Genomic DNA, 24,384 nt, shown 5'->3' with positions numbered 1-24,384 from the left:
CGGCTCCGTCCTGGCGCGATTAACTGTGCGGAACGTTTGCCGAACTGGCGCCTTCTGGCTGCGGCGAGAGACTGATAGGTTTCATCAGTTACGTATTGTTAACCACGACACCGACTTCGCGGAGTGATCATGTTCCAGCGTGTCCTGAACTCCATTGCGGGCGTCGATCACGAGACACTGGCGAGTTGTCCGCCGACGGATCGGATCTGGGCCGCGCATCTCGGCGCAATGCTGTGCATCTCGTTCATCGTGGTGTTCGGCATCAGCTTCCACGCGATGGGATACATGATCGCCGATGTCGGGTTGCAGGTCGCGACCTCGCTGGTGATCGCCACAGTCGTGTTCATGTTCGACCGCGCGCTGTACCAGTCGGATTGGTTCTATCAAGGTCTGCTGCGAAGGAGTGAAGACGGCATCGAGACCGAGCGCAGTTGGGGGCAGACGCTGTGGCGGTTGCTGCGCGTCTCGGCGCGGTTGACGATTTCCTTCGGCCTCGCCTGGGTCATTGCAACGTTCTTGGAACTGGCGATCTTCTCCGATTCGATCAGCGAACGGATCGAACAAAATCGCGTCGCCGCCAATGTACCGATTGTGCAGAAGGTCGAACTGTTCGAGGCCCAGCTCGCCGCTGAAATCGAGCGCCGCAGGACCAGTATCGAAGCGATGGAAACGGCGCTGCGCAACGACTTTGTGACGGCTCCTGCGGTCGACCAGTCCGTCAGCGTCCGCTCGGACGAGTTCGAGCAGCGCATCAAAGCCTTGGATGCCGAAGAACAGGGATTGCGCGCCGAATTGAAAGAAATCGACAAGGGCATCCTGAGATACGCGGCAGAAGAGAACGCGGAAGAGACCGGTCAAAAGATCAGCGAGACCAACAGCGGGAAATCAGGAATCGGTCCGCGGTACCAGTTCGCTCGGCGTCAGCGTGAAAGTCTCGAACGACAGCGCGATTCGCGGCTGAGCGAGGTCGCGCAGTTGAACGCCAAGCGCGACGAATTGCGATCCGCGCAAGCGCGCATCACGTCGGAAGCTGCCGTCATTCGCGAACAGCAAATCGCCGGAGCCAAATCAAAACGCGAATCGCTGCAGCGGCAGATCGACGAAGCGCGGGCGGATCTGCGGCAGGTCGAGGCCCGCAAGGAGGCGAGGATCGATGCGTTCCGGCGAGAGGTGATGACGAATTCTCACTTTCAGGCACGAACAAAGAACGATCCGCTGTCGCGCATGACCGCGTATCAGGAGATGAAGAAGGATGCCGACGACGGCTCCACAATCGTACTGTTTTCATGGATGACGAAGCTGTTCGTGATTTTTCTCGAGGTGGTCCCGGTGCTTGCGAAGATGTTCTTTGCACCGCCCAGCGGCTACGCGGCGCGGGTTCAGGCCCGGGTGAGCAGCGATCGTCTGAGTTCTCAGCTTCCGAAGGCGCCTCCCGTTGAGGCGCGCCGGCCGCCGGTCGCGCCGCGCCTGACCGTCACTCCTGCGGTGGCGGCACGGCCGGTGGGCACCGTCGGCGTGGCCCGGGCACAATCTGGTCCAACCGCAGCGGGTGCTGCCGTTCAACCCTTGCGGTCGCCCCCGCCGCCACGGCCGGCGCAGCCGGCAGAGACCACCATTCCCCCGATCGCAGCGGCCAAACCGGCCCCCAGCGCCGCGCCGGCCCGGCAACTCAGCGTGCCCGTACAATCGATCGCCGCGCAAGAGGAGGCCTTGGGTGCGGACATGGAGCGGTTGGTTCGCGAAGCGCAGGAACGACAGGCCGGAGCAATCGGAAGCCGTGTCGCGGTGACATGAAGCGACGCACGCCCGGCAAGGTCGTCCGTCCAATCGGCCGGGACTTGGCTTCGCGCGGAACATGCTGGCGGTGGGCCGAGGCCTAGAATCGGCCGTCCAGACGATCTTTCGCCGTTTCCGACGATGGAGCGGGAGAACCACGAGCGCCGGCAGGCCAAGGAGATCCTGCGCAAGGCCAGCGCCTATTTTGCGACGGCGGAGCTCGACCGCCGCTCCAAGCCATGATCGCTTTCATTGGTCCCGGACTTGATCCGGGATCATCGTGGGGCGCATGGGGTCGAGCCGCTGCCGATCGCCCCCTCGACCTACCATGCTCACGTCGCCAAACGGCGCATTCCCGCCAAGCTGTCGGCGCGCACCAGACAGGATGCCGCGCCGACGAGCGAAGTTCGGCGCATGTTCGAGGAGAACTTCCAAGTCTACGGCTTGCGCAAGGTGTAGCGGCAGCTGAAGCGCGAAGGCTTCGATGTCGCGCGTTGCACGGTGTCGCGATTGATATAGATCCCGTCATCGCGTCTTGCGCTGCGCAGCGTCCGGGGCACGTGAGGCGGCTGCGTTCGACGCCTACTGCGTCCGTCGCCGCGGCGGGCGCGGCGGTTCGGCGGGCGGTGGCGGCGGCGCCTGCTGCGCGGTGTTGCTCGGGCCGAACAGCACGCGGGTCGGATTGCGGTCGAAATTGTTGATCGCCCGGCTGATGTCGGCCAGCGTGCGGCGGCCGTCGATGATCAGCGCGCTGGAGCGCTTGTCGAGATTGTCGGCGAGTTCGCGGAACGACTTGACCGCCTGGAACAGTTCGCCGCCGTCCTTGCCGCCGGCGAGCGCGTCGATGCCCTGCATCACGCTGTCGGTCTTGCCGATTACGCCGTCGACCTTGGCCATGATGCTGTCGATCTTGTCCGAGCTGCGCGCCAGGCTCGAGGTGAACACCTGCAGATTGGACAGCGATTCCTTCACCGTCTCGGCGTTCTCGGCCACCACCTTGTTGACGTTGCGCAGCGTCGCCTTCACCGACTCGGAGATGTCCATCAGCAGGTCGGGATCGGCGGTCAGCACCGGCACGCCGTCCTCGTCGAGCGGCACCGGCGGCGCCGTCTCCATGCCGCCCTTCAGCGAGATCGCGGCGACGCCGGTGAGGCCCTGGAATTCCAGGCCGACCAGCGTGTCCTTGCGGATCGGCGCGGTGTTCTCGACCATCGCCAGCGCCACCACGCGCTTCGGATTGTCGAGCTTGACCGAAATCACCTCGCCGACCCGGACGCCGTTGAAATTGACGCTGCCGCCGTTGCGCAGGCCGGTCGCGGAGCCCTCGAACACCACCCGCAGCGGGCTGCGCGCCTTGGTGGAGTGCAGGCTCTGGAACCAGAGCACGAACCCGAACGCCGCCGCGATCACCGCGAGGGTGAACACGCCGATCAGGAAGTAATTCGCCCGCGTTTCCATTCAACCAACTCCAACCCAGTCCGGCGCCGTCCGCCCGCACGCTTTGCGCGCGAATTGCGGACTCAAAGCGGCGCACACCCCTGAAATACTCCGAAACAGATCCGGACTGATCATTTAACCGACCACCGCACGGGCGCGCTTGCCGTGGAAATAGGACCGCAGCCACGGATGCTGCGACGCCTGCATCTCGGCCATCGAGCCGGCCGCGATCACCTTGCCGTCGCCGAGCACGGCGATCCGGTCGCACGCGGTGTGCAGGCTGTCGAGGTCGTGAGTTACCATGAAAACGGTGAGACCCAAAGTGCGCTGCAGGGTGCGGACCAGCTCGTCGAACTCGCCGGCGCCGATCGGGTCGAGGCCGGAGGTCGGCTCGTCGAGGAACACCAGTTCCGGATCGAGCGCCAGCGCCCGGGCCAGCGCCACGCGCTTGATCATGCCGCCCGACAGCTCTGACGGGTAGCGGTCGGCCACCTCCGGCTTGAGACCGACCATCACCAGCTTGGCGATGGCGATCTCGTCGAGCAGCCGCTGCGACAGCTTGAGATATTCCCGCACCGGAAACTGGATGTTCTGCCGCACCGTCAGCGACGAGAACAGCGCGCCCTGCTGGAACAGCACGCCCCAGCGCCGTTCGATGCCGCGTCGCTCGGCCTTGCCGGCGGCGTCGAGGTCGATGCCGAACACCTCGATCCGCCCGCTCAGCTTCGGCACCAGCCCGATGATGGTCCGAGTCAGCACCGATTTGCCGGCGCCGGACGGGCCGACGAAGCCGAGGATCTCGCCGCGGCGGACGTCGAGATCGAGATTGTCCAGCACCTTGGTGGCACCGAACTGCACCGAGACGTCGCGGACCCGGATGATCGGATCGCTGCCTTGCTCCGCCATCGTCAGATTCCGATCGAGGCGAAGAAGATCGCGAACACGCCGTCCATCACGATCACGAAGAAGATCCCCTTCACCACCGAGGCCGTGGTGTGCTGGCCGAGCGACTCGGCGCTGCCGCGCACCGCCAGCCCCTCGACGCAGGCGACGATGCCGATCACCAGCGCCATCACCGGCGCCTTGATCATGCCGACGGTGAAATGATTGATCGAGATCGCGTCGCGCAGCCGCAGCAGGAACGCCTCCGGATCGACGCCGCCGTACAGCCACGCCACCAGCCCGCCGCCATACAGCGCGGCCATCGCGCCGAGAAACGTCAGGATCGGCATCGCCAGCAGCAGCGCGAGCAGCCGCGGCACGATCAGCACGTCGATCGGATCGAACCCCATGGTGCGCAGAGCGTCGATCTCCTCGCGCATCTTCATCGAGCCGAGTTCCGCGGTGTAGGCGCTGCCGGAGCGGCCCGCGACCATGATCGCCACCAGCAGCACGCCGATCTCGCGCAGCACCAGCACGCCGAGCATGTCGACCACGAACACGTCGGCGCCGAACCTTCGGAAATGGAAGATGCCCTGCTGCGCGATGATGCAGCCGATCAGGAAGGTGATCAGCACCACGATCGGCACCGCACGCCAGCACACCTGCTCGAGATGATGCACCGTCGACGCCAGCCGGAAGGTCGAGGGATGCAGGATCGCCCGCAGCACCCCGGCCAGCACCGCGCCGAGCATGCTGATCAGCGCCACGATATCGTCGCCGAACGCGAACATGGTGCGGCCGAGCTTCTCGATCGGCGCCCGCAGCCCGCCTCCCCGCGACGTATCCGCTGGGACCGGCTCGACCTGGCGGACCTCGTCGACCAGGCTCGCATAGTTCGCCGACAGACCGGCGATCTTCGCCTCGATGCCGTCCTGGGCGAGGTTGCGGCGCAGCCGCTCGATCAGCCAGGCGCCGAACGTGTCCAGCCGGACAACTTCGGAAACATCGATGAAGATGTTCGGCCGCGTGCCGGTCAGTTGCTCGGCGTCTGCGACGATGCGCTCCAGCACGGGGGCGAACTTCGCCGTCCAGGAACCGGCGGCGCACAGCGCCAGCCCGTCACCCCGCGCGATCCGTTCGAGCGTCGGACCACCGTCCAATGCCAGTTGCTGTGCCATTTTGAGCCAATCCGGAGTTCAATACGACTTGTGAGGAAGGTGCACTACCAGCCATACTTAGTTGCGCCGGGCAACCCTCGGTTTGAGTTTGCCAGAAATCCCAATGACGTCCATCAATCCGACCCAATTGACTGCACGCATCGAGCATTGGCCGATCGCCGGAGCCTTCACCATCAGCCGCGGCGCCAAGACCGAAGCGGTGGTCGTGACGGCCGAGATCAGGCGTAACGGACAAGCCGGCCGCGGCGAATGCGTTCCTTACGCCCGCTACGGCGAGACGCCGGAGACCACCGTCGCCGCGATCGAGGCGATGCGCGCGCCGCTGCGTCAGGGGCTCGACCGCGCCGGCCTGCAATCGGCGATGCCGCCGGGCGCGGCGCGCAATGCGCTGGATTGCGCGCTGCTCGACCTCGAGGCCGGGCTGAGCGGACGCCGCGCCTGGGAGCTGCTCGGCAGCGCCGCGCCGCAACCGGCGACCACCGCCTACACCATTTCGCTGGGCACGCCGGAGGCGATGGCGGAGGCGACCGCGAAAGCCGCCGCCCGCCCGCTGCTGAAGATCAAGCTCGGCGGCGACGGCGACGATGCCCGGATCGCCGCGGTCCGCCGCGCCGCGCCGCGAGCCGAACTGATCGTCGACGCCAACGAGGCCTGGACGCCGGACAATCTCGCCCGCAACCTCGCCGCCTGCGCCGGCGCCGGCGTGACGCTGGTGGAGCAGCCGCTGCCGGCCGGGCGCGACGAGGCGCTGGCGCAAATCCGCCGGCCGATCGCGGTCTGCGCCGACGAGAGCGTCCACGCCCGCGCCTCGCTGGATGCCCTGCGCGGCCGCTACGACGCCGTCAACATCAAGCTCGACAAGACCGGCGGCGTCACCGAGGCGATGGCGATGGCGGAGGCGGCGCGCGCGCTCGGCCTCGACATCATGGTCGGCTGCATGGTCGCGACCTCGCTGTCGATGGCGCCGGCGATGCTGCTGACGCCGCACGCCCGCTTCGTCGATCTCGACGGCCCGCTGCTGCTGGCGAAGGATCGCGACGACGGCCTGCGCTACGACGGCAGCATCGTCTATCCGCCGGAGCCCTCGTTGTGGGGCTGATCGTGCGTGTCGAGGCGGCGACGCATCGCAACGACCACCACCGCGCCGATCAGCGCCACCGCCGCCATCAGATCGTAGACGGCGAGGCCCCAGCGCGCGAACAGCAGGCCGGAGAGCATCGCGGCGCTGCTCATCGCCAGACCTGAACAGGCCGCGTAGTAGCCCTGCGCCCGGGCGATGAGATGACCCGGGGCGTGGCGCACCAGCAGCCCCATGGTGCCGAGTTGCGTCAGCCCGAAGCTCAACCCGTGCAGCAACTGCACCGGGAGGAGAACGGCGAGCGGCGGATCCTGCGCGGTGATCAGCCAGCGCAGCACGGCACCGAGCGCGCCGCCCAGCATCATCAGCGCCGGCGACAGCGTGATGCGCGGCGACAGCGCGAACACCACGATCTCGGCGAGCACGCCGAGGATCCACAGGCTCGCGATCGTCATGCCGCTGTAGCCCGCCCCCTGCCAGACGATCGAGCCGAACGCGTAGTACGCCGCATGGCTGCCCTGGATCAGCCCGCCGGCAATGATGATCGCCAGAAAGGCCGGGTTGCGCAGCAACGCCACCCGGCGCGCGGGCGGCGCCGGGTGCGCGCCCGGGGCGTCGAGCGGCTGCAATCCGAAGGCGGCGATCACGCCGAGTCCGGCGGAGGCCGCGATCACCCAGATCAGATGCTCGGGTGCGATGATGTCGGCCAGCACGCCGCTCACCACCGCCCCGACGACGAAGGCGGCGGAGCCCCACAATCGCAGCGGCCCGTAGTTCAGGCCGAACCGCCTCACCGCCTTCAGCGCGTAGCCGTCGGTCAGCGGCACCATCGGCGTCCAGGCACAGGCGGTGACCACGAACACCGCGAGAATCGCCAGCGGGCCTCGTAGCACCCCGAGGCAGACAAAGCCGAGCGTGGTGACGATGGCTGTGATAACAAGTGCCGGTCGCAGCGCGTGGCGCCGCTCCGCCTCCGCGGTGATGAACGGCAGCACCGTGAAGCGGGTGATCGCCGGCATCGCCACGATCACGCCGATCCAGAAGGGCTCGATCCCGATCGCTTTCAGCCATACGGTGAAGAAGGGCAGATAGGTCCCGACGACGCCGAACACCGTCGCATAGAATACCGCGAGCCCGATCGCGAATCGCTTCGGAGCCCTTGTTCTGGTGGGGATTTGTGATTCGGGAGACATCAATTCAATTGCGATTCAGCACGGTTCGTGGTGATCGTTATCGTGACGCGCAGCGATTTGCGCAATGAGTCCCTGATGGCCGAAGAAGCATTCGCACTGTCGCCGATCTCCGCACGCCCGGCGATGCCGAACGACGCGGACTACGATGCGATCCGCGAAGCCTTCATGGAAACCTCGCGGGGACGCTGGTTTCTCAGCGAATACGCCAAGCGCAACCGCAACGCCGACACCCGCATGGTGCTGGATGCGGTGGCGCGGATCGAGCAGAATCTCGCCGCGCAGAAGCAGGCCGGCGGCCCGTCCTTCGGCGAATCACTCGTCGCGATCCGGGCGATCGTCGGCGAGGCGCGCGCCGGCGTCGCCCGGGCGATCGCCGGACTGGAGAACGAGGCGGTGCTGGCAGCGGCGCGTGACGGCGCGCGCATCATCCGCGAGGTGTCGTGGACGCTGCGCGAATGCGGCGCCGATATCCGGATCTGCAATCTGATCGACACCCAGGTGACGGCGATCGACGCCGGCCACCGGCTGGTCGAGGACATCGACACAGCGGCGGTGACGGCGGCGTTCGACGGCCTGCTCGACCGCCTGCACGACCTCGCAGGGGTCGCGCGCGAGGCCCGTGACGATGCTCGGCCCGCCGACCGGGACGAGATGGTGGCCCCCAGCGCCGACGGCGACATGGCGGAAGCCGCAGCGCCGCCACAGACCGAAGCGGTCGTGACCGAGCCGGCGTTGGAGACCCATCCGCAGCTGGTCGCGACCGAGCCGGCCGCGCCGGAGGCGGAGGCCGAGGCCGGCGTGACGATCGTGGCTGCGGCGGAGACCGACGGAGTCGAATTCGTAGAGCCATGGGACCAGCCGCCGGCGGACGACGTCGAGGCGGCGGTTGCGGTCGATCAGACTCCGGACGATCAGGCCTCGTTTCATCAGTCCCCGGTCGCTGTGCCCCCCGTCGCCCTTAATTCGACCGATCAGCCTCAGGCTGCCGAGCCGGCCGATGAACCGGCCGCCGATGTCGACGCGATGCTGGATCTGGTCGCGATGGAGATGTCGGCGCCGCAGCCGCCCGAGCCCGGCGAACTCGAAGCCGCGATCGCCGCCGCGCAGGCCGAGGCCGAACAGACGGTGGACGCCAGCCCGGCAGCCGGCGAACACTCCGAGCTCGAGACGATCGCTGCCGCGGTGGCGCTGCCGCACGCGGCCCCCGACGCCGATCTGCCCGCGGCAGCCGAAGCGCCGTCGAGCGACACCGCCCCGATCGAAGCCCCGTCGATCGACCTGTCGAGCCTCGAGATCGGCGAGCGCGGCGAGCTCCTCGATACGCCGCGGCAGATGACAGAAGCGATGATGGCGGCGCCCGCAACGACTCACGCGGTCGCGCCCGCGCCAATGATGGCTGCGAGCGCCGGGCCCGCGGCTGCAGCGGCATCGCCGTCGCTCGGCGCTGCTCTGCTTGCGAGCGGCGTTGTCGGCCAGCCTGTGCAGTCCCACAGCGATGCGCTGGCGCCGCTGCGACGGATGAGCCAGGCCGAGAAGATCGCCTTCTTCTCCTGAGCCGCGCCTCGCCGGGGGTGGGATGACGCTTTCGAATCGTTTCCCGCTGCGAACGAGACTCGCGCGCCTCGTCGACTGATTGAAGCAATGCGGCCAGCTCGAGTGCAGAGTCGTCATCCTGAGGTGCGCGCGTAGCGCGCCTCGAAGGATGCGGCCCGAGGTGCCTGCGGCCCATCCTTCGAGGCCCGCCGCGCCGCGCACAGCGCGGCCCAGCGGGCACCTCAGGATGACGGCGGCAATCGGATCGCGAGCTCAGATTCCATCAAAAGCAGGACTGCACTAAGCGATCAGCTTCGCGAACAGATCGGCGTCGACATTGCCGCCCGACAGTACGATCGCGATGGTCTTGCCGCGCGCATCGATGCGGCCTGCCAGCAGTGCCGCCAGCGCCACCGCGCCGCCGGGCTCGACCACCAGCTTCAGCTCGCGAAACACCAAGGCCACCGCCTTGGTCACCTCGGCATCGGAGGCGGTGACGCCGCGCGTCAGAAGCTGCTGATTGATCGCGAAGGTGAGTTCGCCTGGGATCGACGCCATCAGCGCGTCGCAGATGGTGCGGCCTTCGGCCTTGTGCGGCTCACGGCGGCCGGCGGCGATGGAGCGGGCATGGTCGTCGAACGCCTCCGGCTCCGCCGACATCACCGCCGCTTCCGGGAAGCGCGTCGTCACCGCGACGGCAATGCCGGCGACCAGCCCGCCGCCGGAGGCCGGCGCGACGACGATATCCGGCGTGACGCCGAGCGCGGCGAGATCGGCGGCAATCTCGCGGCCGACGGTGCCCTGCCCCGCGATCACCTTGGCATCGTCATAAGGCGGCACCAGCGTCGCGCCGCGGGGGCCGGCGATGCCGCGCGCGATCGCCTCGCGATCCTCGCGGTCGCGATCGTACAGCACCACCTCGGCGCCGTAGCCCTTGGTGCGCTCACGCTTCGAGGCCGGCGCATCGGCCGGCATCACGATGGTGGCGCGCATGCCGAGGATCTGCGCCGCCGCGGCGACGCCCTGGGCGTGATTGCCGGACGAGAACGCCACCACGCCGCCGCCGCGCGCCGCTTGCGGGATCGACGACAGCTTGTTGAAGGCGCCGCGAAATTTGAACGAGCCGGTCCGCTGCAGCATCTCCGGCTTCAGAAAGACGCGCGCCCCGGTGGCGGCGTCGAGCGCCGGCGAGGTCAGCAGCGGCGTGCGCACCGCATAGGGCGCGAGCACATCGGCCGCCGCGTCGATATCTGCGGCGGTGATCGGGAACGAGACTGAATCCATCATGGGGCGACAATACCGCAGCCCCGCGCGGCCCGGCAATGCACGTTGCCTTGAGGCACGGCGACTCGCCTGCTCAGGCGACCAGCCGGCGCGCCTTCGCGTCGGATTCGGCCAGCGCCGCACCGGGATCCATCATCCAGACCCGGGTGACGTTGTCGATGAAGGCCCGCGCCGAAGCGGCCCAGGTGTGGTCCGCGGCGAAATCCAGACAGGCATCGCGCGAGATATTCAGCGCCCCGAGGCAGGCCTGCCGCAGATCGTCGCTGAGCACGCCGACCGGGGCATCGCCGATCACGTCGCGCGGGCCGGTCACCGGAAACGCCGCGACCGGCACGCCGCTCGCCAGCGCCTCGAGCAGCACCAGCCCGTAGGTGTCGGTCTGGCTCGGAAACACGAACACGTCGGCGGCGGCATAGACCTGCGCCAGCGCCTCGCCCTGCTTGGCGCCCAGGAACACCGCCTGCGGGAAGTCGCGCTGCAGCGCCGCCCGCGCCGGTCCGTCGCCGACCACGACCTTGGTGCCGGGCAGATCGAGCGCCAGAAATGCCTCGAGGTTCTTTTCGACCGCGACCCGGCCGACCGACAGGAACACCGGCCGCGTCAGCCCGAGATCGGCGCCGTCGCGCGGATGGAACAGCCCGGCATCGACGCCGCGCGGCCACAGCACCACATTGCGGAAGCGCCGCCCGCGCAGTTCTTCGGCCAGCGCCGGCGTTGCCGCCATCACCGCATGGCTGGCACCGTGAAACCAGCGCAGCAGCGACCACACCCAGGACTCCGGGATCGGCGCCCGCGCCGAGACGTATTCGGGGAACCGGGTGTGAAAGCTGGTGGTGAAGCGCAGGCCGCGCTTGCGGCAATAGCGCCGCGCCGCCAGGCCGATCGGCCCTTCGGTCGCGATATGGATGCAGTCGGCCTGCGCGGCGGTGATCATCCGCGCGACTTTCGCCGGGCTCGGAATGGCGATCCGCAGATCCGGGTAGCTCGGCAGCCGCACCGTCGGGAAGGTCTCCGGCGTCAGGAACGTGACCTCGGCGCCGAGCGACTTCGCCGCCTCGGCCATCATGGTCAGCGTTCGCACCACGCCGTTGACCTGGGGATGCCAGGCGTCAGTCGCGATCAGGATGCGCATCAGGCGGCACGCGCCGCGACCGTCGGCACCGGCAGATTGCGCTTGAGCGGATCGGTCCAGGTGATGATCTCGAACCGGCCATCCTCGTTCTCGGCGAGCGCCGTGCAGCTCTCGACCCAGTCGCCGCAATTCATGTAGCGGATGCCGTGATCGTCGCGGATCGCCGCGGTGTGGATGTGGCCGCAGATCACACCCTCGGTGCCGTGGCGGCGCGCTTCCTGCGCCAGCGTCTGCTCGAACGCGCCGATGTAGTTGACGGCGTTCTTGACCTTGTGCTTGGCCCATTGCGACAGCGACCAATACGGCACGCCGAACCAGCGCCGTAACGCATTGACGATGCGGTTCAGCCGGATCGCGAGATCATAGGCCTTGTCGCCGACATGGGCGAGCCAGCGCGCGTTCTGCACGACGAGATCGAACATGTCGCCGTGGATGACCAGGTAGCGGCGGCCGTCGACGCCGGTATGGATCGCGCTTTCCGCAACTTCGATGCCGCCGAAATGCGTGCCGTAATAGGAGCGCAGAAACTCGTCGTGATTGCCGGGAATGTAGATCACGCGCGCGCCCTTGCGCGCCTTGCGCAGCAGCTTCTGGGCGAAGTCGTTGTGCGACTGCGGCCAGTACCAGCTCGATTTGAGCGCCCAACCATCGATGATGTCACCGACCAGATAGATCGTATCGGCATCATGAACGCGGAGGAAATCCAGCAGCAGATGCGTCTGCGAGCCGCGCGCGCCGAGATGGACGTCTGAAATGAAAAGTGTACGGAAACGCCGTTCCGGACCGTCGTCGCTCATCGGTCTATGTCCCATGCCAGGCTGCCCGCGGCAGCGAATGACAATGTGGTGGCTTCACGCCGCCAGCGAGGGGCCGGCTCGTTCGAAGCACACCAGCGTGTAGATACCGAACGGCTTGATCTTGCGCCGCTCGACCAGGATCGCGTCGCTGTTGGCCTGCGCCCAGGCCTGCAGCCGCGCGAATGGAAACTCGGGGCGCAGCCCCAATCCGCGCGTCTTCTGCGCCGCCCAGCGCTCGACCGCGGCGGCGACGCCAACTTCCGAATACAAATGATTGACCAGGATGATACGGCCGCCCGGCTTGACCACGCGGTGGCACTCCGACAGCACCTGTTCGGGGTTTTCGACCAGCGTGATCACGAACTGCGCCACGACGCAGTCGAAGGTCGCGTCGGCGAACTCCATGGCGTGCGCGTCCATCCGGCGCACGTCCTTGACCCACGGATAGCGACCGGTCGCCATCTTGGCGCGGGCCTTTTCCAGCATCGGCGTGCTGAGATCGATCCCGGTAATCTCGGTCGAGGCGTCGTAATCGTCGAACGACAGCCCGGTGCCGACGCCGACTTCGAGGATCTTGCCGCCCTGCGCGCGCGCCTCGGCGGCCGCCGCCCGACGCCCCTTGACCATCACCGGCCCGCATACCGCGTCGTAGATCGGCGCCCAGCGGGCGTAGGCGGTTTCAACCAGGGATTTGTCGAGATCAGGCGTCATCTTGGTCCGTCGCGAATCTGGAATTCTTCAGTGAATCCCGATTAGCAGCGGAGTGCGACGGTGCTGCGACAATGCGCCCGGCAGCCCCCGGCCGTTAGTCGAAGGCGTGGAAATGTGGCGTGTTCCACCAGGCGATTCGTCTGCCGCCGCGGTTCGGATTCGCACTGACACGAAAGGGCCGGTTCCGGAGGGCCGGTTCCGGAGGGCCGGATCCGGAGCGGGACAGCTCAACAACTTGCGCGCCTGAATCATCACCCTGCCCGATCGACCCGATAGTCGATCGGTTTGAAGGCGTAGTTGTTGGACTGCAGCGCCGAGCAAGCCGTCAGGCCGATGATCAGGTCCATCTCCGCCCGAAACTTGACGAAGTCACCGGCGCGGCTGAGCGGCGCCTCGACGGTGAAGGCGCCGGTCGCTGGTGCGATCACCACGTTCATGAAACAATTGAAGGCGACCGGGATCGAATCCGGACCGATCCCGAACGGCGCCAACGCGATTTCGAGATTGCCGAAACATCCGTGATGCGGATTCTCGTCGTTGTAGATGATCTTGAAGGTCTCCTTCGAGCACGGCGTCAGCAGGAAATCGTGGCGTCCGACCGTGTCCTCGACGATGCGCAGCATCACGTTGCTGCGGTTGGAATAGATCGGATCCCCGGCGGTCAGATACAGTTTGCTGGCGTAGTCGAGACTTCGGCCGGAAGAGATGGCCTCGCCGAGGTCGTGCGCATTGAACGCGACGAGATCGGACACCTGCTCACCCTGCGGATCGATCACCGTGAGGACTTGTCCCTCGGCGAGCCGGAACGCAGTGCCCGACCGCGGCGGGATCGTCGTCGGAGCGGTCATACGCGGTCCACCGGATTGAACGGACACACCCACTCTTGCTCGGCCACGGCGCGACCGCTGTACTGACGGGCTTCCGAAGTCTCGCCGTGTCGCGCGAGCATCGGGTTCGGCGAGCCGGCCAAAGCCACGTCGCGCTCGATGATCTTCGCGCGCAACCGTTCGTATCGCCCCATCTCGCGCAACTGCTCGAACTGATCGTGAAGGTTGAACACCAGCACCGGCCGCTCGAACCGACGCGCGGGGCGGCTGGCATTCGGGTGCAGACCGACGATGAAGAACGCTTCCTCGCCGAACGAGAGCGAGAAATGCGGGTCGCCCGGATCGCTGCTGACACGCTCGTCGTGAGGCCTGCCGAGCCAGGTATCCTTGTTGGTGAGACTTTCCGCCCGGGCCCACAGAAATTTTTCGAACGCTTGTTCGTCGATATCGGTAGGTCCCTCGAAGATCACGGCAAAGCTCTGGAACAGCGCGCGATTCTCCCGATAATCGCGTACGACGCGGGTGATGCCGTCGTAGATGCGTCGATCGTCCCAATTGGACCGGATGTCCCGCGCGACCAGAACATGCAGCGTTCCCTTCGAAAGCGCAGATTTCGCCCCGACGCATGGAAAGTCGGCGGCGTGAATGAAATTGCGAAACTCGTCTTCTAAACTCGGCGGCGTCATCGTGGCTCCCTGGATGCCACCAACGCGCTCGCCTTTGATTGGTGCCCGAATTTTCTTGCCTGCGGGCGAGAGGTGCCATGCGCTCTGCGGGCCGCAGGTCGGCGACGGCCTCAGTGGAACGCGTAGAAATGATGGATCGGGCCGTGGCCTTTGCCGACGTCGAGCCGATCGGCCGCGGCAATCGCTTCGCTGACCCAGGCCTTCGCGTGCCCCACCGCCGTGTCGAGTTCCTCGCCCTTGGCCAGATTCGCCGCGATGGCGGACGACAGCGAGCAGCCGGTGCCGTGGGTGTTCCTGGTGTCGACGCGCGGCGCCGCCAGCGTCAGCATGCCGGCCGCGCTGAACAGATAGTCGGTGCTGGTCGGCCCGACGCCGTGGCCTCCTTTGATCAGCACCGCGCCGCATCCCAGCGCCAGCAGCCGCCTTCCCTGGCTTTCGATCGCCGCCTGATCGGCCGCCACCGCCTCGCCCAGCAGCGCCGCCGCCTCCGGCAGGTTCGGGGTGATGATCCGGGCCCGCGGGATCAGCGCGCCGCGCAAGGCCTCGACGCAGTCGTCCGCGATCAGCCGGTCGCCGGAGGTCGCCACCATCACCGGGTCGAGCACGACATTGCGCGCCGCCCAACGGTCGAGACCAGCGACGATCGCATCGATCACCGGCCGCTGCGACACCATGCCGATCTTCACAGCCGCGATCGCGAGATCGCCGAACACAGCATCGATCTGCGCGGTGACGAACGCGGCCGGCACGTCGTGGATGGCGCTCACGCCCAGCGTGTTCTGCGCGGTCAGCGCGGTGATCACCGAGGCGCCGTAGACGCCATTGGCGGCGAAGGATTTGAGATCGGCCTGGATCCCCGCGCCGCCACCGGAGTCGGATCCGGCGATCGTCAGTGCGATCGGAATTGCCATGCTCGTACTCGTCGTCATTCCAGAGCCAGCCGGCGCTGCGCCGGCCCGTTCCGGACCGGTCGTAGCCTGCCGCCGGAGTTGCCGCAAGTTTGCCACCGGCTTGCCACAACAGCCGTTTTGGGCTTGATGGACCCGCCAAGTCCTTGGAGAGACAAGCAATGGTCCCGTTTTTCGTTCAGTTCAAATGCGAGCTCGGCCAATCCTATGCGGTCGCCAACGCGATCGCCGAGGCCGAGATCGCATCGGAGATTTATTCGACTGCCGGCGACTACGATCTGCTGGTGAAGTTCTATGTCGACCGTGCCACCGACATCGGCCATTTCGTCAATGAGAAGGTTCAGGTGATCCCGGGCATCAAGGACACCCACACCATCATCACCTTCAAGGCCTTCGGCCCGAAATAGCGTCGACGCCTCACTTCGTCCGCGGCGGCCGTGACGGCCCGTCGACCGGCGGCAGCGACTTCACATAGACGGCCATCGCACGGCGATCTTCGGAGCTCATTTGCGAGGTGTTGCGGATCACCCGCGCCATCGAGCCGCCGGCGCTGTCGCCCTCGGGCGTCATGCCGCTTTCGAGGAAGTAGGCGATGTCGCTCTCGCTCCAGTCCAGGCCCTTCCGGGTGATGTTCGGCACCCAGCCCTTGCCTTCCGGATCGGGCCCGCCGGCGAAGCGCTGCGACGTCACGAGGCCGCCGAGGAAATTGCGCGGGCTGTGGCATTCGGCGCAATGGCCGAACCCGTTGACGAGATAGGCACCGCGATTCCATTGCGCGGTCTGCGAAGGGTCCGGCGTGAATGGCGTATCGTCGAAGAACAGCAGCTTCCACAGCCCGACGGCACGGCGCAGGCTGAACGGAAACGGCAGGTCGTGCGGCTGCGCCTGCCCGGACACCGCCGGCAGGGTCTTGATATAGCCGAACAGGTCACGGACGTCGTCGAGCCGCGCTATCGCGTAAGACGGGTATGGGAAAGCCGGATACAGATGCGCCCCGTCGGGTGACGTGCCCTTCATCACCGCGGTGACGAAATCCGCCTCGCGCCATTGCCCGATCCCGTCCTTCGCATCGGGCGAAATATTCGGGACGTGGAAGGTGCCGAACGGCGACGGCATCGCCAGTCCGCCGCCGAGTCGGGTGCGATCGTCCTGATTCGGCGTGGCATGGCAGGAGGCGCAGCCTGCGGCATCGAACACGGTCTTGCCGTTCGCGAGATCCGGTGTCCGCGATGGCAATGCGCTGGCGGCGATCGTTTCCGGTGCGGTCAGGAACCACAATGCCGCGGCAACGATGATCGCGATCACAACGACGGCTGGACCAAATCGTCGAACCACTGCGGCTCCTTTATGCGAAGGCGAACCGGTGAAGCCGGACTCGTGCAGGCTGGCGGATCAAAAGAGTATCGAACCGGCCGTCGCTGCAACGGCCGGTTCGCAGGGTCAGGCGGGCAGGCGCTGCGCCGCCCGATGCGACGACTAGCCGTCCTTGAGGCGGAAGGATTCGTGGCAGCTTCCGCAGGATTTGCCGATCGCCGGGAACGAGGCCTTCAAGGTCGAGGCGTCCTTGACGCTGCTCTTCGCGTCGCTCACCGCCTTGGCGAAGGTCGCGATTTCGGCATCGAACTTGGCGCGCTCCTGCCAGATCTTCGGCGACGAACTGTACTGGCTGTCGAACGCCTTGAGGCCCTTCACGCTCTCCGGGAACAGCTTCGGCATCTCCTTCGCGGTTTCATCGAACTGCTTCAGCGCCGCATCCACCGTGGCCTGATCGTAGGGCTTGTCGCCCTTCACCATCGCGCTGAGCGCCATGACGTTCCGGCCGTTGTCCTTCATCAGCTTCTGCGTTCTGTCGACGAGGTCCTGCTGTGCCACCACGGCATTCACGCTCAGCAACAACGCTCCGGCCACAACCACTGCTCGCAACATGCACCATCTCCCCACGGGCTCTAGTCGAAAAACGAGGCCGATCCGGCCGACGGCCGGACCCGATTCCTGCAAACACCGACTGGATAGAATTATTCCATATCACGCGAGAGATGACAGCACGTCGGGTGCGATCTCTCACCGCAGACCCACGGAATCCCGCACGATCGTACCATGGCGCTTCTCCGATCACGCAATCGTCAACAAGCACGCGTCGTCGATCGAAGTGAATACCGGCTCGACTGGTCCGATCCAACTGCGGCTCTAGAGACTGTGCTGCCGATGGTGCTCGCGGATTGCCATCCAAACCCGCTCCGGCGTGGCCGGCATGTCGATGTGGTCGATCTTGTACTCGCGCCACAGGGCATCGATGATCGCATTGACCACGGCCGGGCACGAGCCGATCGCGCCGGCCTCGCCGGCCCCCTTCACACCCATCGGGTTGGTGGTGCACGGCACGTTGTGAGTCTCGAAGATGATCGGCGCGGCATCCTCCGCGCGCGGCATCGCGTAATCCATGAAGGTGCCGGTGACGAGCTGGCCGTCCTGATCGTACACCGCCCGCTCCATCAGCGCCTGCCCGATGCCCTGGATGGTGCCGCCATGAACCTGGCCGGCGAGCAGCAGCGGGTTCAGCGTCACGCCGAAATCGTCGACGATGACGTAGTTGACGATCCGGATTTTGCCGGTCGCCGGATCGATCTCGACTTCGACCAAATGCGTGCCGTTTGGGAACGTGCCGTCGGCGCTGGAGAACGTCGCGCTGGCATTCAGCTTGGCCGGATCGAGGCCGGGGCGCTTGGCGAGATCGGCGAACGAGATCGAGCGGTCGGTGCCGGCGATGCGGACGATGCCGTCGCTGATTTCGAGATCCGCAGCGCCGGCTTCCAGCGCGTCCGCGGCCAACTCGCGAATCTGCTCGCCGATTTGGTGCGTCGCGCGTTGAACGCTGACGCCGCCCGAGGGGATCGATGCCGAGCCGCCGGTGCCGAGCCCGGTCGCAATCCTGTCGGTGTCGCCCTGAACCACGCGGACGCGCTCCGGCGGCACGCCGAACTGTTCGGCGACGATCTGCGCATAGGCGGTCTGATGGCCCTGCCCGCTCGACTGGGTGCCGATCAGAACGGTGATGTCGCCGTCGGGATCGAGCACGACCTTGGCGGTCTCCTCGCCCATCGTGCCGCAGACTTCGACATAGGAGGCCAGGCCGATGCCGCGCACCAGCCCGAGTTTCGTCGCTGCCTTGGCGCGCTTCGGAAATTCCTTCCACTCGCCGATGTCCATCGCGCGTTTCAGATGCGCGGCGAAATCACCGGAGTCGTAGACCTTGCCGGTCGCAGTCTTGTAGGGCATCGCGCGCGGCGCGATGAAATTCTTGCGCCGGATCGCATCCGGCGACATCCCGAGCTTGCGCGCGCAGGCATCGACCAGACGTTCGATGACATAGGCCGCTTCGGGCCGACCGGCGCCGCGATAGGCATCGACTGGAACAGTGTGGGTGAACACCGTCCGGATGCGGCAGTAAAACGCCTGAATGTCGTAGAGCCCCGGCAACATTCCGGCGCCGCCATACGGGATGTAAGGCCCGAAGGTCGACAGATAGGCGCCGAGATCGCCGATCAGGTCGACGTCCATGCCGAGAAACTTGCCATCCGCCGCGAGCGCCATCCGCGCCGTGGTGATGTTGTCGCGGCCCTGCGAGTCGCCGACGAAATGATCGGAGCGGTCGGCCGCCCAGCGGATGGTCTTGCCGAGCTTCTTAGCCGCGACCGCCAGCAGCGCGTATTCGCGATACGGAAACAGCTTGGTGCCGAAGCCGCCGCCGACATCGGGGCAGATCACCCGCATCTTCTCGACCGGAATTTTCAGCACGTTCTGGCACAGGATATCACGCAGCCGGTGGCTGCCCTGGCTGCCGATCGTCAGCGTGAAATGATCGCGCTTGGCGTCATATTCGCAGACCGCGGCGCGGGTCTCCATGTAGTTGGTGATGATCCGCGGATTGACGATGGCGATCTCGGCGACGGCATGAGCCTTCGCGAACGCGGCCTCTGTTGCGGCCTTGTCGCCGATCGCGGTGTCGAACAGCAGATTGCCGGCGTGGTCCGGCCACACCTGCGGCGCGCCGGGCTTGATCGCATTGGCCGCGCCGATCGCCGCCGGCAGCGGCGTCCATTCGACCGCGATCGCCTCCAGCGCGTCGCGCGCATGCGCCACCGTATCCGCGACCACGAAGGCCACTGCGTCGCCGACATGACGCACCTCGCCGCCGGCGAGGATCGCGTAGTCCGGCCCCTTGAACGGATTGTCGGGTAGGTTGAACAGGCACGGCAGCCCGCCGAGATCGCTGACGTCTTCGGCGGTGAGGATCGCGAGCACGCCGTGCAGGCCGCGCGCCGCCGTCGCGTCGAGCCTGAATTTCGCATGCGCATGCGGTGATCGCAGCACCAGCGCGTGCGCCGAGGATTGCGGCGCGTAGTCGTCGGTATAGCGGCCCTTGCCGCGGATCAGGGGATCATCCTCCTTGCGCATCACGCTTTGGCCGACGCCGAATTTGGTAGGAGCCATCGATCACCTCATTGGATGCGGTGGTGCATCTTGCAGCGGATCGCGGATCGGTGCAAACGCCATTGCTCAGTGGCGGCACTAACCAAGCCAAAAGCGTACACCGCACCACACGAGCAGAATGGGGTGCGGCCATAATCCCATTCCGCATCGACTCGAGACAACAGAAATTCCGATACGAAAAAGGTGCACCGGTTGTCCGATGCACCTTCGTTGATCTTGGTTATTCTCCAAGCGCAGACCGACCGAGCCCGACTTTCTCCAGTCGTCCTGCCGTCCGGTTTGGACCTGATCGCAGCGTTAGTAGCAGATCACCCGGCCGTAGATCGGGTTGAACGCACAGCCGCGGCCATAATATCCGCGCCCACGGCCACGGTAGAACCCACCGCCACGACCACGGCCGCGTGCGACGCCACGGCCACGCCCGCGACCACCGCCACGACCACGTCCGCGCTGCGCATCGGCGTTGGTGGTGCTGGCCGTGAGGAACACAGCCGAGGTACCAACCAGACTGAAGCAATAGATGCTGGTCAACGCCACCGCCGCGAGAACCCGCGCCAGCATGCCCTTCCGGGCTTTCGAAATTTCTTGAGCCATCTACGTTTTTCTCCCGGTCGTTGAGCTATTTGAACACGACTTCACCCGCATTGGTGCGTGGGTCGGGCGTGCGGGTTCAAATGCGCGTGGATAAACCGATATTTGCGGCCTCAGGAATGCAAGCTTAGGAGCAAGCAACTGTTTCGGTCAAGCCGCGTTCAACAGTTCCGCTTCATCGAACAAGGACTTGACCGCGGATGCGAAACGGTTTCAACCGCAACAAGTTCATTGGTGCACTGCGGCAATTCGATGTCAGGATTCCATGCCGAGTCCTTTTCGGTCAGCGCAGTCTAAGACGTGTTCAAGGACAAGCCAAACGCTATATTGACGACCGGTTGCGCCGCCCCTGAACCGCGACCCTGTCCGGATCGACTTCAACATGAGATGCACGTCGCGATGTCCGCGGCGGGCCCGACCTCCAGAAAAACGGTCAATGGCAAATCAGCACACCTACATCCTCGGCCTCAACACCTACGATCACGATGTCAGCGCCGTGCTGCTGCGCGATGGCGAGATCGCCTTCGGAATCCTGAAGGAGCGCATCACCCGCGAGAAGCACGCCAGCGGCTTTTACAAGGAGGTGATCGACTATGTTCTGACGGCCGAAGGCATCACCATGGCCGACGTCGATCTGGTGGTGCGCAATTGCTACATCCTGCCGGTCCAGGAAATGGAAGACCGGCTGATGTATCAGGACATGCCGGCGTTCCTGCCGGAATACGAGCGCGGCGACGCCGGCCAGCATACGCTGTTCCGCAGCAATTCGAACAAGGTGATGACGATCTCGCATCATCTCGCGCACGCCTACAGCGCGTTCGCGGTGTGCCCGTTCGAAGAGGGCGTGGTCATGATCGTGGACGGCGTCGGCAGCTATCGCTCCGATGTCGACGAGGAATTTCCCGGCGACAGCGCCTCGCCGCTCGCCCGCGAATCCGAGAGCTACTACAAATTCAGCGGCAGCAAGCTGGAGTGCCTGAAGAAGGTCTGGATGGAGCCCGAGCGCGGCTTCCTCAGCGACGAATTCTACAACATGCCCGGCCTCGGCGCGTATTACAGCCGCGCTTCGACCTATGTGTTCGGCGACTGGAACAAATGCGGCGAACTGATGGGGTTGGCGCCTTACGGCCGCCCCGGCGCAATTCCGCCGATGCTGCAGATCGAGAACAATGTGCTCACGGTGCCGCATTGGACCCCCGAGCTCAACCAGCCCTACATCATGGACTCGCCCGGCAAGTGGGAGAGCCATCCGTCGATGAAGCATTGGGAAGACCTCGCCTGGCGGGTGCAGGACGACACCGAGCGCGTGCTGCTGGAGCGGGCGCGCTGGTTGCGCGAGACCACCGGGGCGAAGAATCTCTGCATCGCCGGCGGCGTTGCGCTGAACTGCGTCGCCAACGGCCGGATCGCACGCGAGGCGGGCTTCGAGAACGTCTGGATCCAGCCCGCCGCCGGCGACGACGGCATCGCGATCGGCTGCGCTTACTACGGTCACCTCGCGGTGCAACAGAAGCCTCGCAGCTTCGAGATGAAGCACGCTTTCATCGGCCGGACCTATAGCGACGGCGAAGTCGAGGAGGCGACCAAGCGGTTCTTCGTCAAGCCGCAGGTCAACGTGATCCGCAGCAACAGCGTCTACAAGGAAACAGCCAAACTGCTCGCCGATCAGAAGGTGATCGGCTGGTTTCAGGGCTCCTCGGAATTCGGCCCCCGCGCGCTCGGCCATCGCAGCCTGCTCGCCGACCCGCGTCGGGCCGAGATGAAGGACATCCTCAACAGCCGCGTGAAACATCGCCAGCCGTTCCGGCCGTTTGCACCGATCGTGCTGAAAGAGCGCGCCGACGAAATCTTCGAGGGCAAAGGCGACTCGCCGTTCATGCTGTTGGCGAAGCCGGTGGCCGCGGCCTGGCGCGACAAGATCCCCGCGGTGGTCCATGTCGACGGCACCGCGCGGGTGCAGACGGTGGACGAAGAGACCGCCCCGGACCTCTACTATATCCTGAAGGAATTCGAGGCCCTGACCGGCGTGCCGGTGCTGGTCAACACCTCGTTCAACATCAAGGGCGAGCCGATCGTCGAGACGCCGCGCGACGCGATGGCCTGCTTTCTCACCACCGGCATCGACCATCTGGTGATGCACGACACCATCGTGTCGAAGAACAAGGCGCACCGTTTCATCAACCCGATGCTTGAAGTCTATTCCGACGTCGCCAATCTGGTGCGCTCGACGACGCGGGTGGGTTGAGGTTTGATCAACCCCGCAGCAGCGCCTTGATCCAGCGCGGCCCGAACAACACGAGAATCGCGGCGCCGTAAACCACGGCGCCGACGCCGATCAGCAGCAGCAGCGCGGCCTCGTCGCGCAGCGACGGCAATTGCGCGAGATACGGCGCGGCGAACCATGCGGTCGCCCACAGTGCCGCGCCGAGCAGCAGGCCGGTCGCGAGAAACTTGACGATCGCCGAAGAGAGCGCGCGGTCGAATTCGAGATAGCCGGCGCGCACCGAGAAGAAGATCACCAGCAGCAGGTTGATCCAGGCGCCGGCGGCGGTGGCGAGCGCGAGCCCGACCTGCGCCAGCGGCCCCATCAGCAGCACCTTCAGCACCACATTGGCGGCGACGCCGGTGAGCGCCGCCTTCACCGGCGTCGCGGTGTCCTTGCGGGCGTAGAACGGCGCCACCGCGCTGCGGATCAGCACGAACGGAATCAGCGCGATCGCATAGGCCGCCAACGTCGCCCCGGCCGCGATCGCGTCCGCCCGGGTGAAGGCGCCGCGCGCGAACATCGCTCGCATGATCGCGTCCGGCACCGTGAGAAACGCGGCGACGAACGGCACCGAGAACAGCAGCGTGAACTCGAAGGCGCGCCGCTGCGAGGCCTTGGCGCCGGCATCGTCGCCGGCCGTGAGCTGCCGCGACATCTCCGGGAGCAGCACCGTGCCGATGGCGATGCCGATCACCCCGATTGGCAACTGGTTGAGGCGATCGGCGTAGTACAGCGCCGACAGCGCGCCGACCGGCAGGAAGGTGGCGATGATGGTGTCGGCGAACAGCGCGAGCTGCGTGCCCATCGAACCGACCGTCGCCGGTCCCAATGCGCGGAAGAAGGCGCGGACATCGACGTCGAGCTTCGGCCGGGCGAAGCGCGGCAGCCCGCCATGCAGCGAAAGATCGCCGGCGAGCAAGAAGTACTGCAGGAAGCCGGAGATCAGCACGCCCCAGGCGGCGGCGTGGCCGGCGGTCGGGAAGAAGGCGGCGAGCGCCAGCGTCGCCATCATCGAAATGTTCAGGAAGATCGACGCCGCCGCCGCGCTGGCGAAGCGCTGCATCACGTTGAGAATGCCGCCATACAGCGTCACCAGCGTGATCAGCAGCAGATAGGGGAAGGTGATGCGCGTCAGCTCGATCGCCAGCGCGCGCTGCGCCGGATCGTCGGTGAAGCCCGGCGCCAGGACGCTCATCAGTTGCGGCATGAACACCAGCGCCACCGCCAACAGCACGAGCTGCGACGCGAACAGCAGCGTGAAGATGCGGTCGGCGAACAGCTTCGCCGACGTCTCGCCCTTCTCGCCGTGGACGTGGGCATAGGCCGGCACGAAGGCGGCATTGAAGGCGCCCTCGGCGAATATCGCCCGGAAATGATTGGGCAGCCGCAGCGCCACGAAGAAGGCGTCGGCGATCGGGCCTGCGCCGAGAATCGCCGCGAGCAGGATGTCGCGGGCAAAGCCGGTCACACGCGACAGGAGGGTGAAGCCGCCGACGGTGAAAATGCGCCTGAGCATAGGCTCGCTTCTACAGGAAGTGGCGAGACCGCAAAACCGGGAATGAGTGCCGAGAGCCAGCTTCCCCGCAGTCATTCCGGGGCGCGCCGAAGGCGCGA

At 66.1% G+C, this 24,384-nt stretch carries 22 protein-coding genes and 1 other annotated feature; of the genes, 6 read left to right on the top strand and 16 right to left on the bottom strand.

Features of this window, described 5'->3' with window-relative positions:
- Positions 1-129: 129 nt before the first annotated feature.
- Complete coding sequence (locus RPB_RS08220) at positions 130-1,794, top strand: DUF4407 domain-containing protein (protein ID WP_011440528.1); 1,665 nt, start codon at positions 130-132, stop codon at positions 1,792-1,794.
- A gap of 179 nt (positions 1,795-1,973) precedes the next feature.
- Positions 1,974-2,094, top strand: a sequence feature (AL1L pseudoknot).
- Positions 2,041-2,235, top strand: a complete 195-nt coding sequence (locus tag RPB_RS25260; protein WP_085978154.1) for a hypothetical protein — start codon at positions 2,041-2,043, stop codon at positions 2,233-2,235. Its footprint overlaps the feature before it by 54 nt.
- Before the next feature lie 123 nt (positions 2,236-2,358).
- On the opposite strand, the gene RPB_RS08205 is transcribed toward RPB_RS25260, so the two are convergent.
- The 3 genes from RPB_RS08205 to RPB_RS08195 form a co-directional block, all read right to left on the bottom strand.
- Positions 2,359-3,234: an MlaD family protein gene (locus tag RPB_RS08205; RefSeq protein WP_011440526.1), complete on the bottom strand. Its 876-nt coding sequence runs from the start codon at positions 3,232-3,234 to the stop codon at positions 2,359-2,361.
- A 114-nt stretch (positions 3,235-3,348) separates the two neighbouring features.
- Positions 3,349-4,119: an ABC transporter ATP-binding protein gene (locus tag RPB_RS08200; protein WP_011440525.1), complete on the bottom strand. Its 771-nt coding sequence runs from the start codon at positions 4,117-4,119 to the stop codon at positions 3,349-3,351.
- Between the two features lie 2 nt (positions 4,120-4,121).
- The gene (locus RPB_RS08195; protein WP_011440524.1) at positions 4,122-5,273 is read right to left on the bottom strand and encodes an ABC transporter permease; all 1,152 of its coding nucleotides are present in this window, start codon (positions 5,271-5,273) and stop codon (positions 4,122-4,124) included.
- 103 nt (positions 5,274-5,376) lie between these two features.
- Between RPB_RS08195 and dgcA the strand changes: the two genes are divergently transcribed.
- Positions 5,377-6,372, top strand: coding sequence for an N-acetyl-D-Glu racemase DgcA (gene dgcA / locus RPB_RS08190; protein ID WP_011440523.1), 996 nt, complete (start codon positions 5,377-5,379; stop codon positions 6,370-6,372).
- Here dgcA and RPB_RS08185 read toward each other — a convergent pair.
- Entirely contained in the window at positions 6,342-7,544 is a 1,203-nt protein-coding gene (locus RPB_RS08185; RefSeq protein ID WP_011440522.1) for an MFS transporter, read from the bottom strand. The genes dgcA and RPB_RS08185 overlap by 31 nt on opposite strands.
- A 75-nt stretch (positions 7,545-7,619) precedes the next feature.
- Between RPB_RS08185 and RPB_RS08180 the strand changes: the two genes are divergently transcribed.
- Positions 7,620-9,098: a hypothetical protein gene (locus RPB_RS08180; protein WP_041798629.1), complete on the top strand. Its 1,479-nt coding sequence runs from the start codon at positions 7,620-7,622 to the stop codon at positions 9,096-9,098.
- A gap of 279 nt (positions 9,099-9,377) precedes the next feature.
- Here the strand turns inward: RPB_RS08180 and RPB_RS08175 are convergent, their stop codons facing one another.
- From RPB_RS08175 to thiD, 7 genes are all read right to left on the bottom strand, one after another.
- The gene (locus RPB_RS08175; protein WP_011440520.1) at positions 9,378-10,364 is read right to left on the bottom strand and encodes a threonine/serine dehydratase; all 987 of its coding nucleotides are present in this window, start codon (positions 10,362-10,364) and stop codon (positions 9,378-9,380) included.
- Positions 10,365-10,434: 70 nt separating this feature from the next.
- Positions 10,435-11,493: a glycosyltransferase family 4 protein gene (locus tag RPB_RS08170; protein ID WP_011440519.1), complete on the bottom strand. Its 1,059-nt coding sequence runs from the start codon at positions 11,491-11,493 to the stop codon at positions 10,435-10,437.
- A complete protein-coding gene (locus RPB_RS08165) occupies positions 11,493-12,290 on the bottom strand; it encodes a UDP-2,3-diacylglucosamine diphosphatase (protein ID WP_041798093.1) in 798 nt (265 codons plus the stop codon). The genes RPB_RS08170 and RPB_RS08165 overlap by 1 nt, the downstream gene beginning before the upstream one ends.
- Positions 12,291-12,344: 54 nt before the next feature.
- Positions 12,345-13,001 (bottom strand): class I SAM-dependent methyltransferase, encoded by a 657-nt coding sequence (locus RPB_RS08160; RefSeq protein ID WP_011440517.1) that lies wholly within the window; start codon positions 12,999-13,001, stop codon positions 12,345-12,347.
- Between the two features lie 251 nt (positions 13,002-13,252).
- Positions 13,253-13,849, bottom strand: coding sequence for a DUF1989 domain-containing protein (locus tag RPB_RS08155; protein WP_011440516.1), 597 nt, complete (start codon positions 13,847-13,849; stop codon positions 13,253-13,255).
- Complete coding sequence (gene gntA, locus RPB_RS08150) at positions 13,846-14,514, bottom strand: guanitoxin biosynthesis heme-dependent pre-guanitoxin N-hydroxylase GntA (protein ID WP_011440515.1); 669 nt, start codon at positions 14,512-14,514, stop codon at positions 13,846-13,848. Before gntA ends, RPB_RS08155 begins: the two co-directional genes overlap by 4 nt.
- 110 nt (positions 14,515-14,624) lie before the next feature.
- Positions 14,625-15,425: a bifunctional hydroxymethylpyrimidine kinase/phosphomethylpyrimidine kinase gene (gene thiD, locus RPB_RS08145; protein ID WP_041798091.1), complete on the bottom strand. Its 801-nt coding sequence runs from the start codon at positions 15,423-15,425 to the stop codon at positions 14,625-14,627.
- A gap of 158 nt (positions 15,426-15,583) precedes the next feature.
- Here thiD and RPB_RS08140 point away from each other — a divergent pair, with 158 nt between their 5' ends.
- Positions 15,584-15,829 (top strand): Lrp/AsnC ligand binding domain-containing protein, encoded by a 246-nt coding sequence (locus RPB_RS08140; RefSeq protein ID WP_011440513.1) that lies wholly within the window; start codon positions 15,584-15,586, stop codon positions 15,827-15,829.
- Positions 15,830-15,839: 10 nt separating this feature from the next.
- Here the strand turns inward: RPB_RS08140 and RPB_RS08135 are convergent, their stop codons facing one another.
- From RPB_RS08135 to RPB_RS24000, 4 genes are all read right to left on the bottom strand, one after another.
- The gene (locus RPB_RS08135) at positions 15,840-16,757 is read right to left on the bottom strand and encodes a cytochrome c (protein WP_011440512.1); all 918 of its coding nucleotides are present in this window, start codon (positions 16,755-16,757) and stop codon (positions 15,840-15,842) included.
- Positions 16,758-16,898: 141 nt separating this feature from the next.
- Positions 16,899-17,348: a c-type cytochrome gene (locus RPB_RS08130; RefSeq protein ID WP_011440511.1), complete on the bottom strand. Its 450-nt coding sequence runs from the start codon at positions 17,346-17,348 to the stop codon at positions 16,899-16,901.
- Between the two features lie 261 nt (positions 17,349-17,609).
- Positions 17,610-19,913 carry a xanthine dehydrogenase family protein molybdopterin-binding subunit gene (locus tag RPB_RS08125; protein ID WP_011440510.1) on the bottom strand — a complete coding sequence of 768 codons (2,304 nt, stop codon included), beginning with the start codon at positions 19,911-19,913 and terminating at the stop codon, positions 17,610-17,612.
- 297 nt (positions 19,914-20,210) lie between these two features.
- Positions 20,211-20,507: a hypothetical protein gene (locus tag RPB_RS24000; RefSeq protein ID WP_011440509.1), complete on the bottom strand. Its 297-nt coding sequence runs from the start codon at positions 20,505-20,507 to the stop codon at positions 20,211-20,213.
- 433 nt (positions 20,508-20,940) lie between these two features.
- Between RPB_RS24000 and RPB_RS08120 the strand changes: the two genes are divergently transcribed.
- Complete coding sequence (locus RPB_RS08120; RefSeq protein WP_041798090.1) at positions 20,941-22,749, top strand: carbamoyltransferase family protein; 1,809 nt, start codon at positions 20,941-20,943, stop codon at positions 22,747-22,749.
- Between the two features lie 7 nt (positions 22,750-22,756).
- Here RPB_RS08120 and murJ read toward each other — a convergent pair whose 3' ends face one another.
- Positions 22,757-24,286, bottom strand: coding sequence for a murein biosynthesis integral membrane protein MurJ (gene murJ, locus RPB_RS08115; RefSeq protein ID WP_041798088.1), 1,530 nt, complete (start codon positions 24,284-24,286; stop codon positions 22,757-22,759).
- Positions 24,287-24,384 lie beyond the last annotated feature (98 nt).

Origin of the sequence: Rhodopseudomonas palustris HaA2 (assembly GCF_000013365.1) — a bacterium.
Classification (GTDB): Bacteria; Pseudomonadota; Alphaproteobacteria; order Rhizobiales; family Xanthobacteraceae; genus Rhodopseudomonas; species Rhodopseudomonas palustris_J.
Note: the sequence above shows the minus strand (reverse complement) of the source record. Positions and strands in the feature narration are given on the sequence as shown.

Coding starts and splice junctions, on each gene's coding strand:
- RPB_RS24000 (WP_011440509.1), bottom strand. CDS start 20,507: ATGGCTCAAGAAATTTCGAAAGCCCGGAAGGGCATGCTGGCGCGGGTT.
- RPB_RS08120 (WP_041798090.1), top strand. CDS start 20,941: ATGGCAAATCAGCACACCTACATCCTCGGCCTCAACACCTACGATCAC.
- RPB_RS08140 (WP_011440513.1), top strand. CDS start 15,584: ATGGTCCCGTTTTTCGTTCAGTTCAAATGCGAGCTCGGCCAATCCTAT.
- RPB_RS08220 (WP_011440528.1), top strand. CDS start 130: ATGTTCCAGCGTGTCCTGAACTCCATTGCGGGCGTCGATCACGAGACA.
- RPB_RS08195 (WP_011440524.1), bottom strand. CDS start 5,273: ATGGCACAGCAACTGGCATTGGACGGTGGTCCGACGCTCGAACGGATC.
- thiD (WP_041798091.1), bottom strand. CDS start 15,425: ATGGCAATTCCGATCGCACTGACGATCGCCGGATCCGACTCCGGTGGC.
- RPB_RS08165 (WP_041798093.1), bottom strand. CDS start 12,290: ATGAGCGACGACGGTCCGGAACGGCGTTTCCGTACACTTTTCATTTCA.
- RPB_RS08170 (WP_011440519.1), bottom strand. CDS start 11,493: ATGCGCATCCTGATCGCGACTGACGCCTGGCATCCCCAGGTCAACGGC.
- RPB_RS08160 (WP_011440517.1), bottom strand. CDS start 13,001: ATGACGCCTGATCTCGACAAATCCCTGGTTGAAACCGCCTACGCCCGC.
- dgcA (WP_011440523.1), top strand. CDS start 5,377: ATGACGTCCATCAATCCGACCCAATTGACTGCACGCATCGAGCATTGG.
- RPB_RS08175 (WP_011440520.1), bottom strand. CDS start 10,364: ATGATGGATTCAGTCTCGTTCCCGATCACCGCCGCAGATATCGACGCG.
- RPB_RS08130 (WP_011440511.1), bottom strand. CDS start 17,348: ATGTTGCGAGCAGTGGTTGTGGCCGGAGCGTTGTTGCTGAGCGTGAAT.
- RPB_RS08125 (WP_011440510.1), bottom strand. CDS start 19,913: ATGGCTCCTACCAAATTCGGCGTCGGCCAAAGCGTGATGCGCAAGGAG.
- RPB_RS08200 (WP_011440525.1), bottom strand. CDS start 4,119: ATGGCGGAGCAAGGCAGCGATCCGATCATCCGGGTCCGCGACGTCTCG.
- RPB_RS08155 (WP_011440516.1), bottom strand. CDS start 13,849: ATGACCGCTCCGACGACGATCCCGCCGCGGTCGGGCACTGCGTTCCGG.
- RPB_RS08185 (WP_011440522.1), bottom strand. CDS start 7,544: ATGTCTCCCGAATCACAAATCCCCACCAGAACAAGGGCTCCGAAGCGA.
- RPB_RS08205 (WP_011440526.1), bottom strand. CDS start 3,234: ATGGAAACGCGGGCGAATTACTTCCTGATCGGCGTGTTCACCCTCGCG.
- gntA (WP_011440515.1), bottom strand. CDS start 14,514: ATGACGCCGCCGAGTTTAGAAGACGAGTTTCGCAATTTCATTCACGCC.
- RPB_RS08180 (WP_041798629.1), top strand. CDS start 7,620: ATGGCCGAAGAAGCATTCGCACTGTCGCCGATCTCCGCACGCCCGGCG.
- murJ (WP_041798088.1), bottom strand. CDS start 24,286: ATGCTCAGGCGCATTTTCACCGTCGGCGGCTTCACCCTCCTGTCGCGT.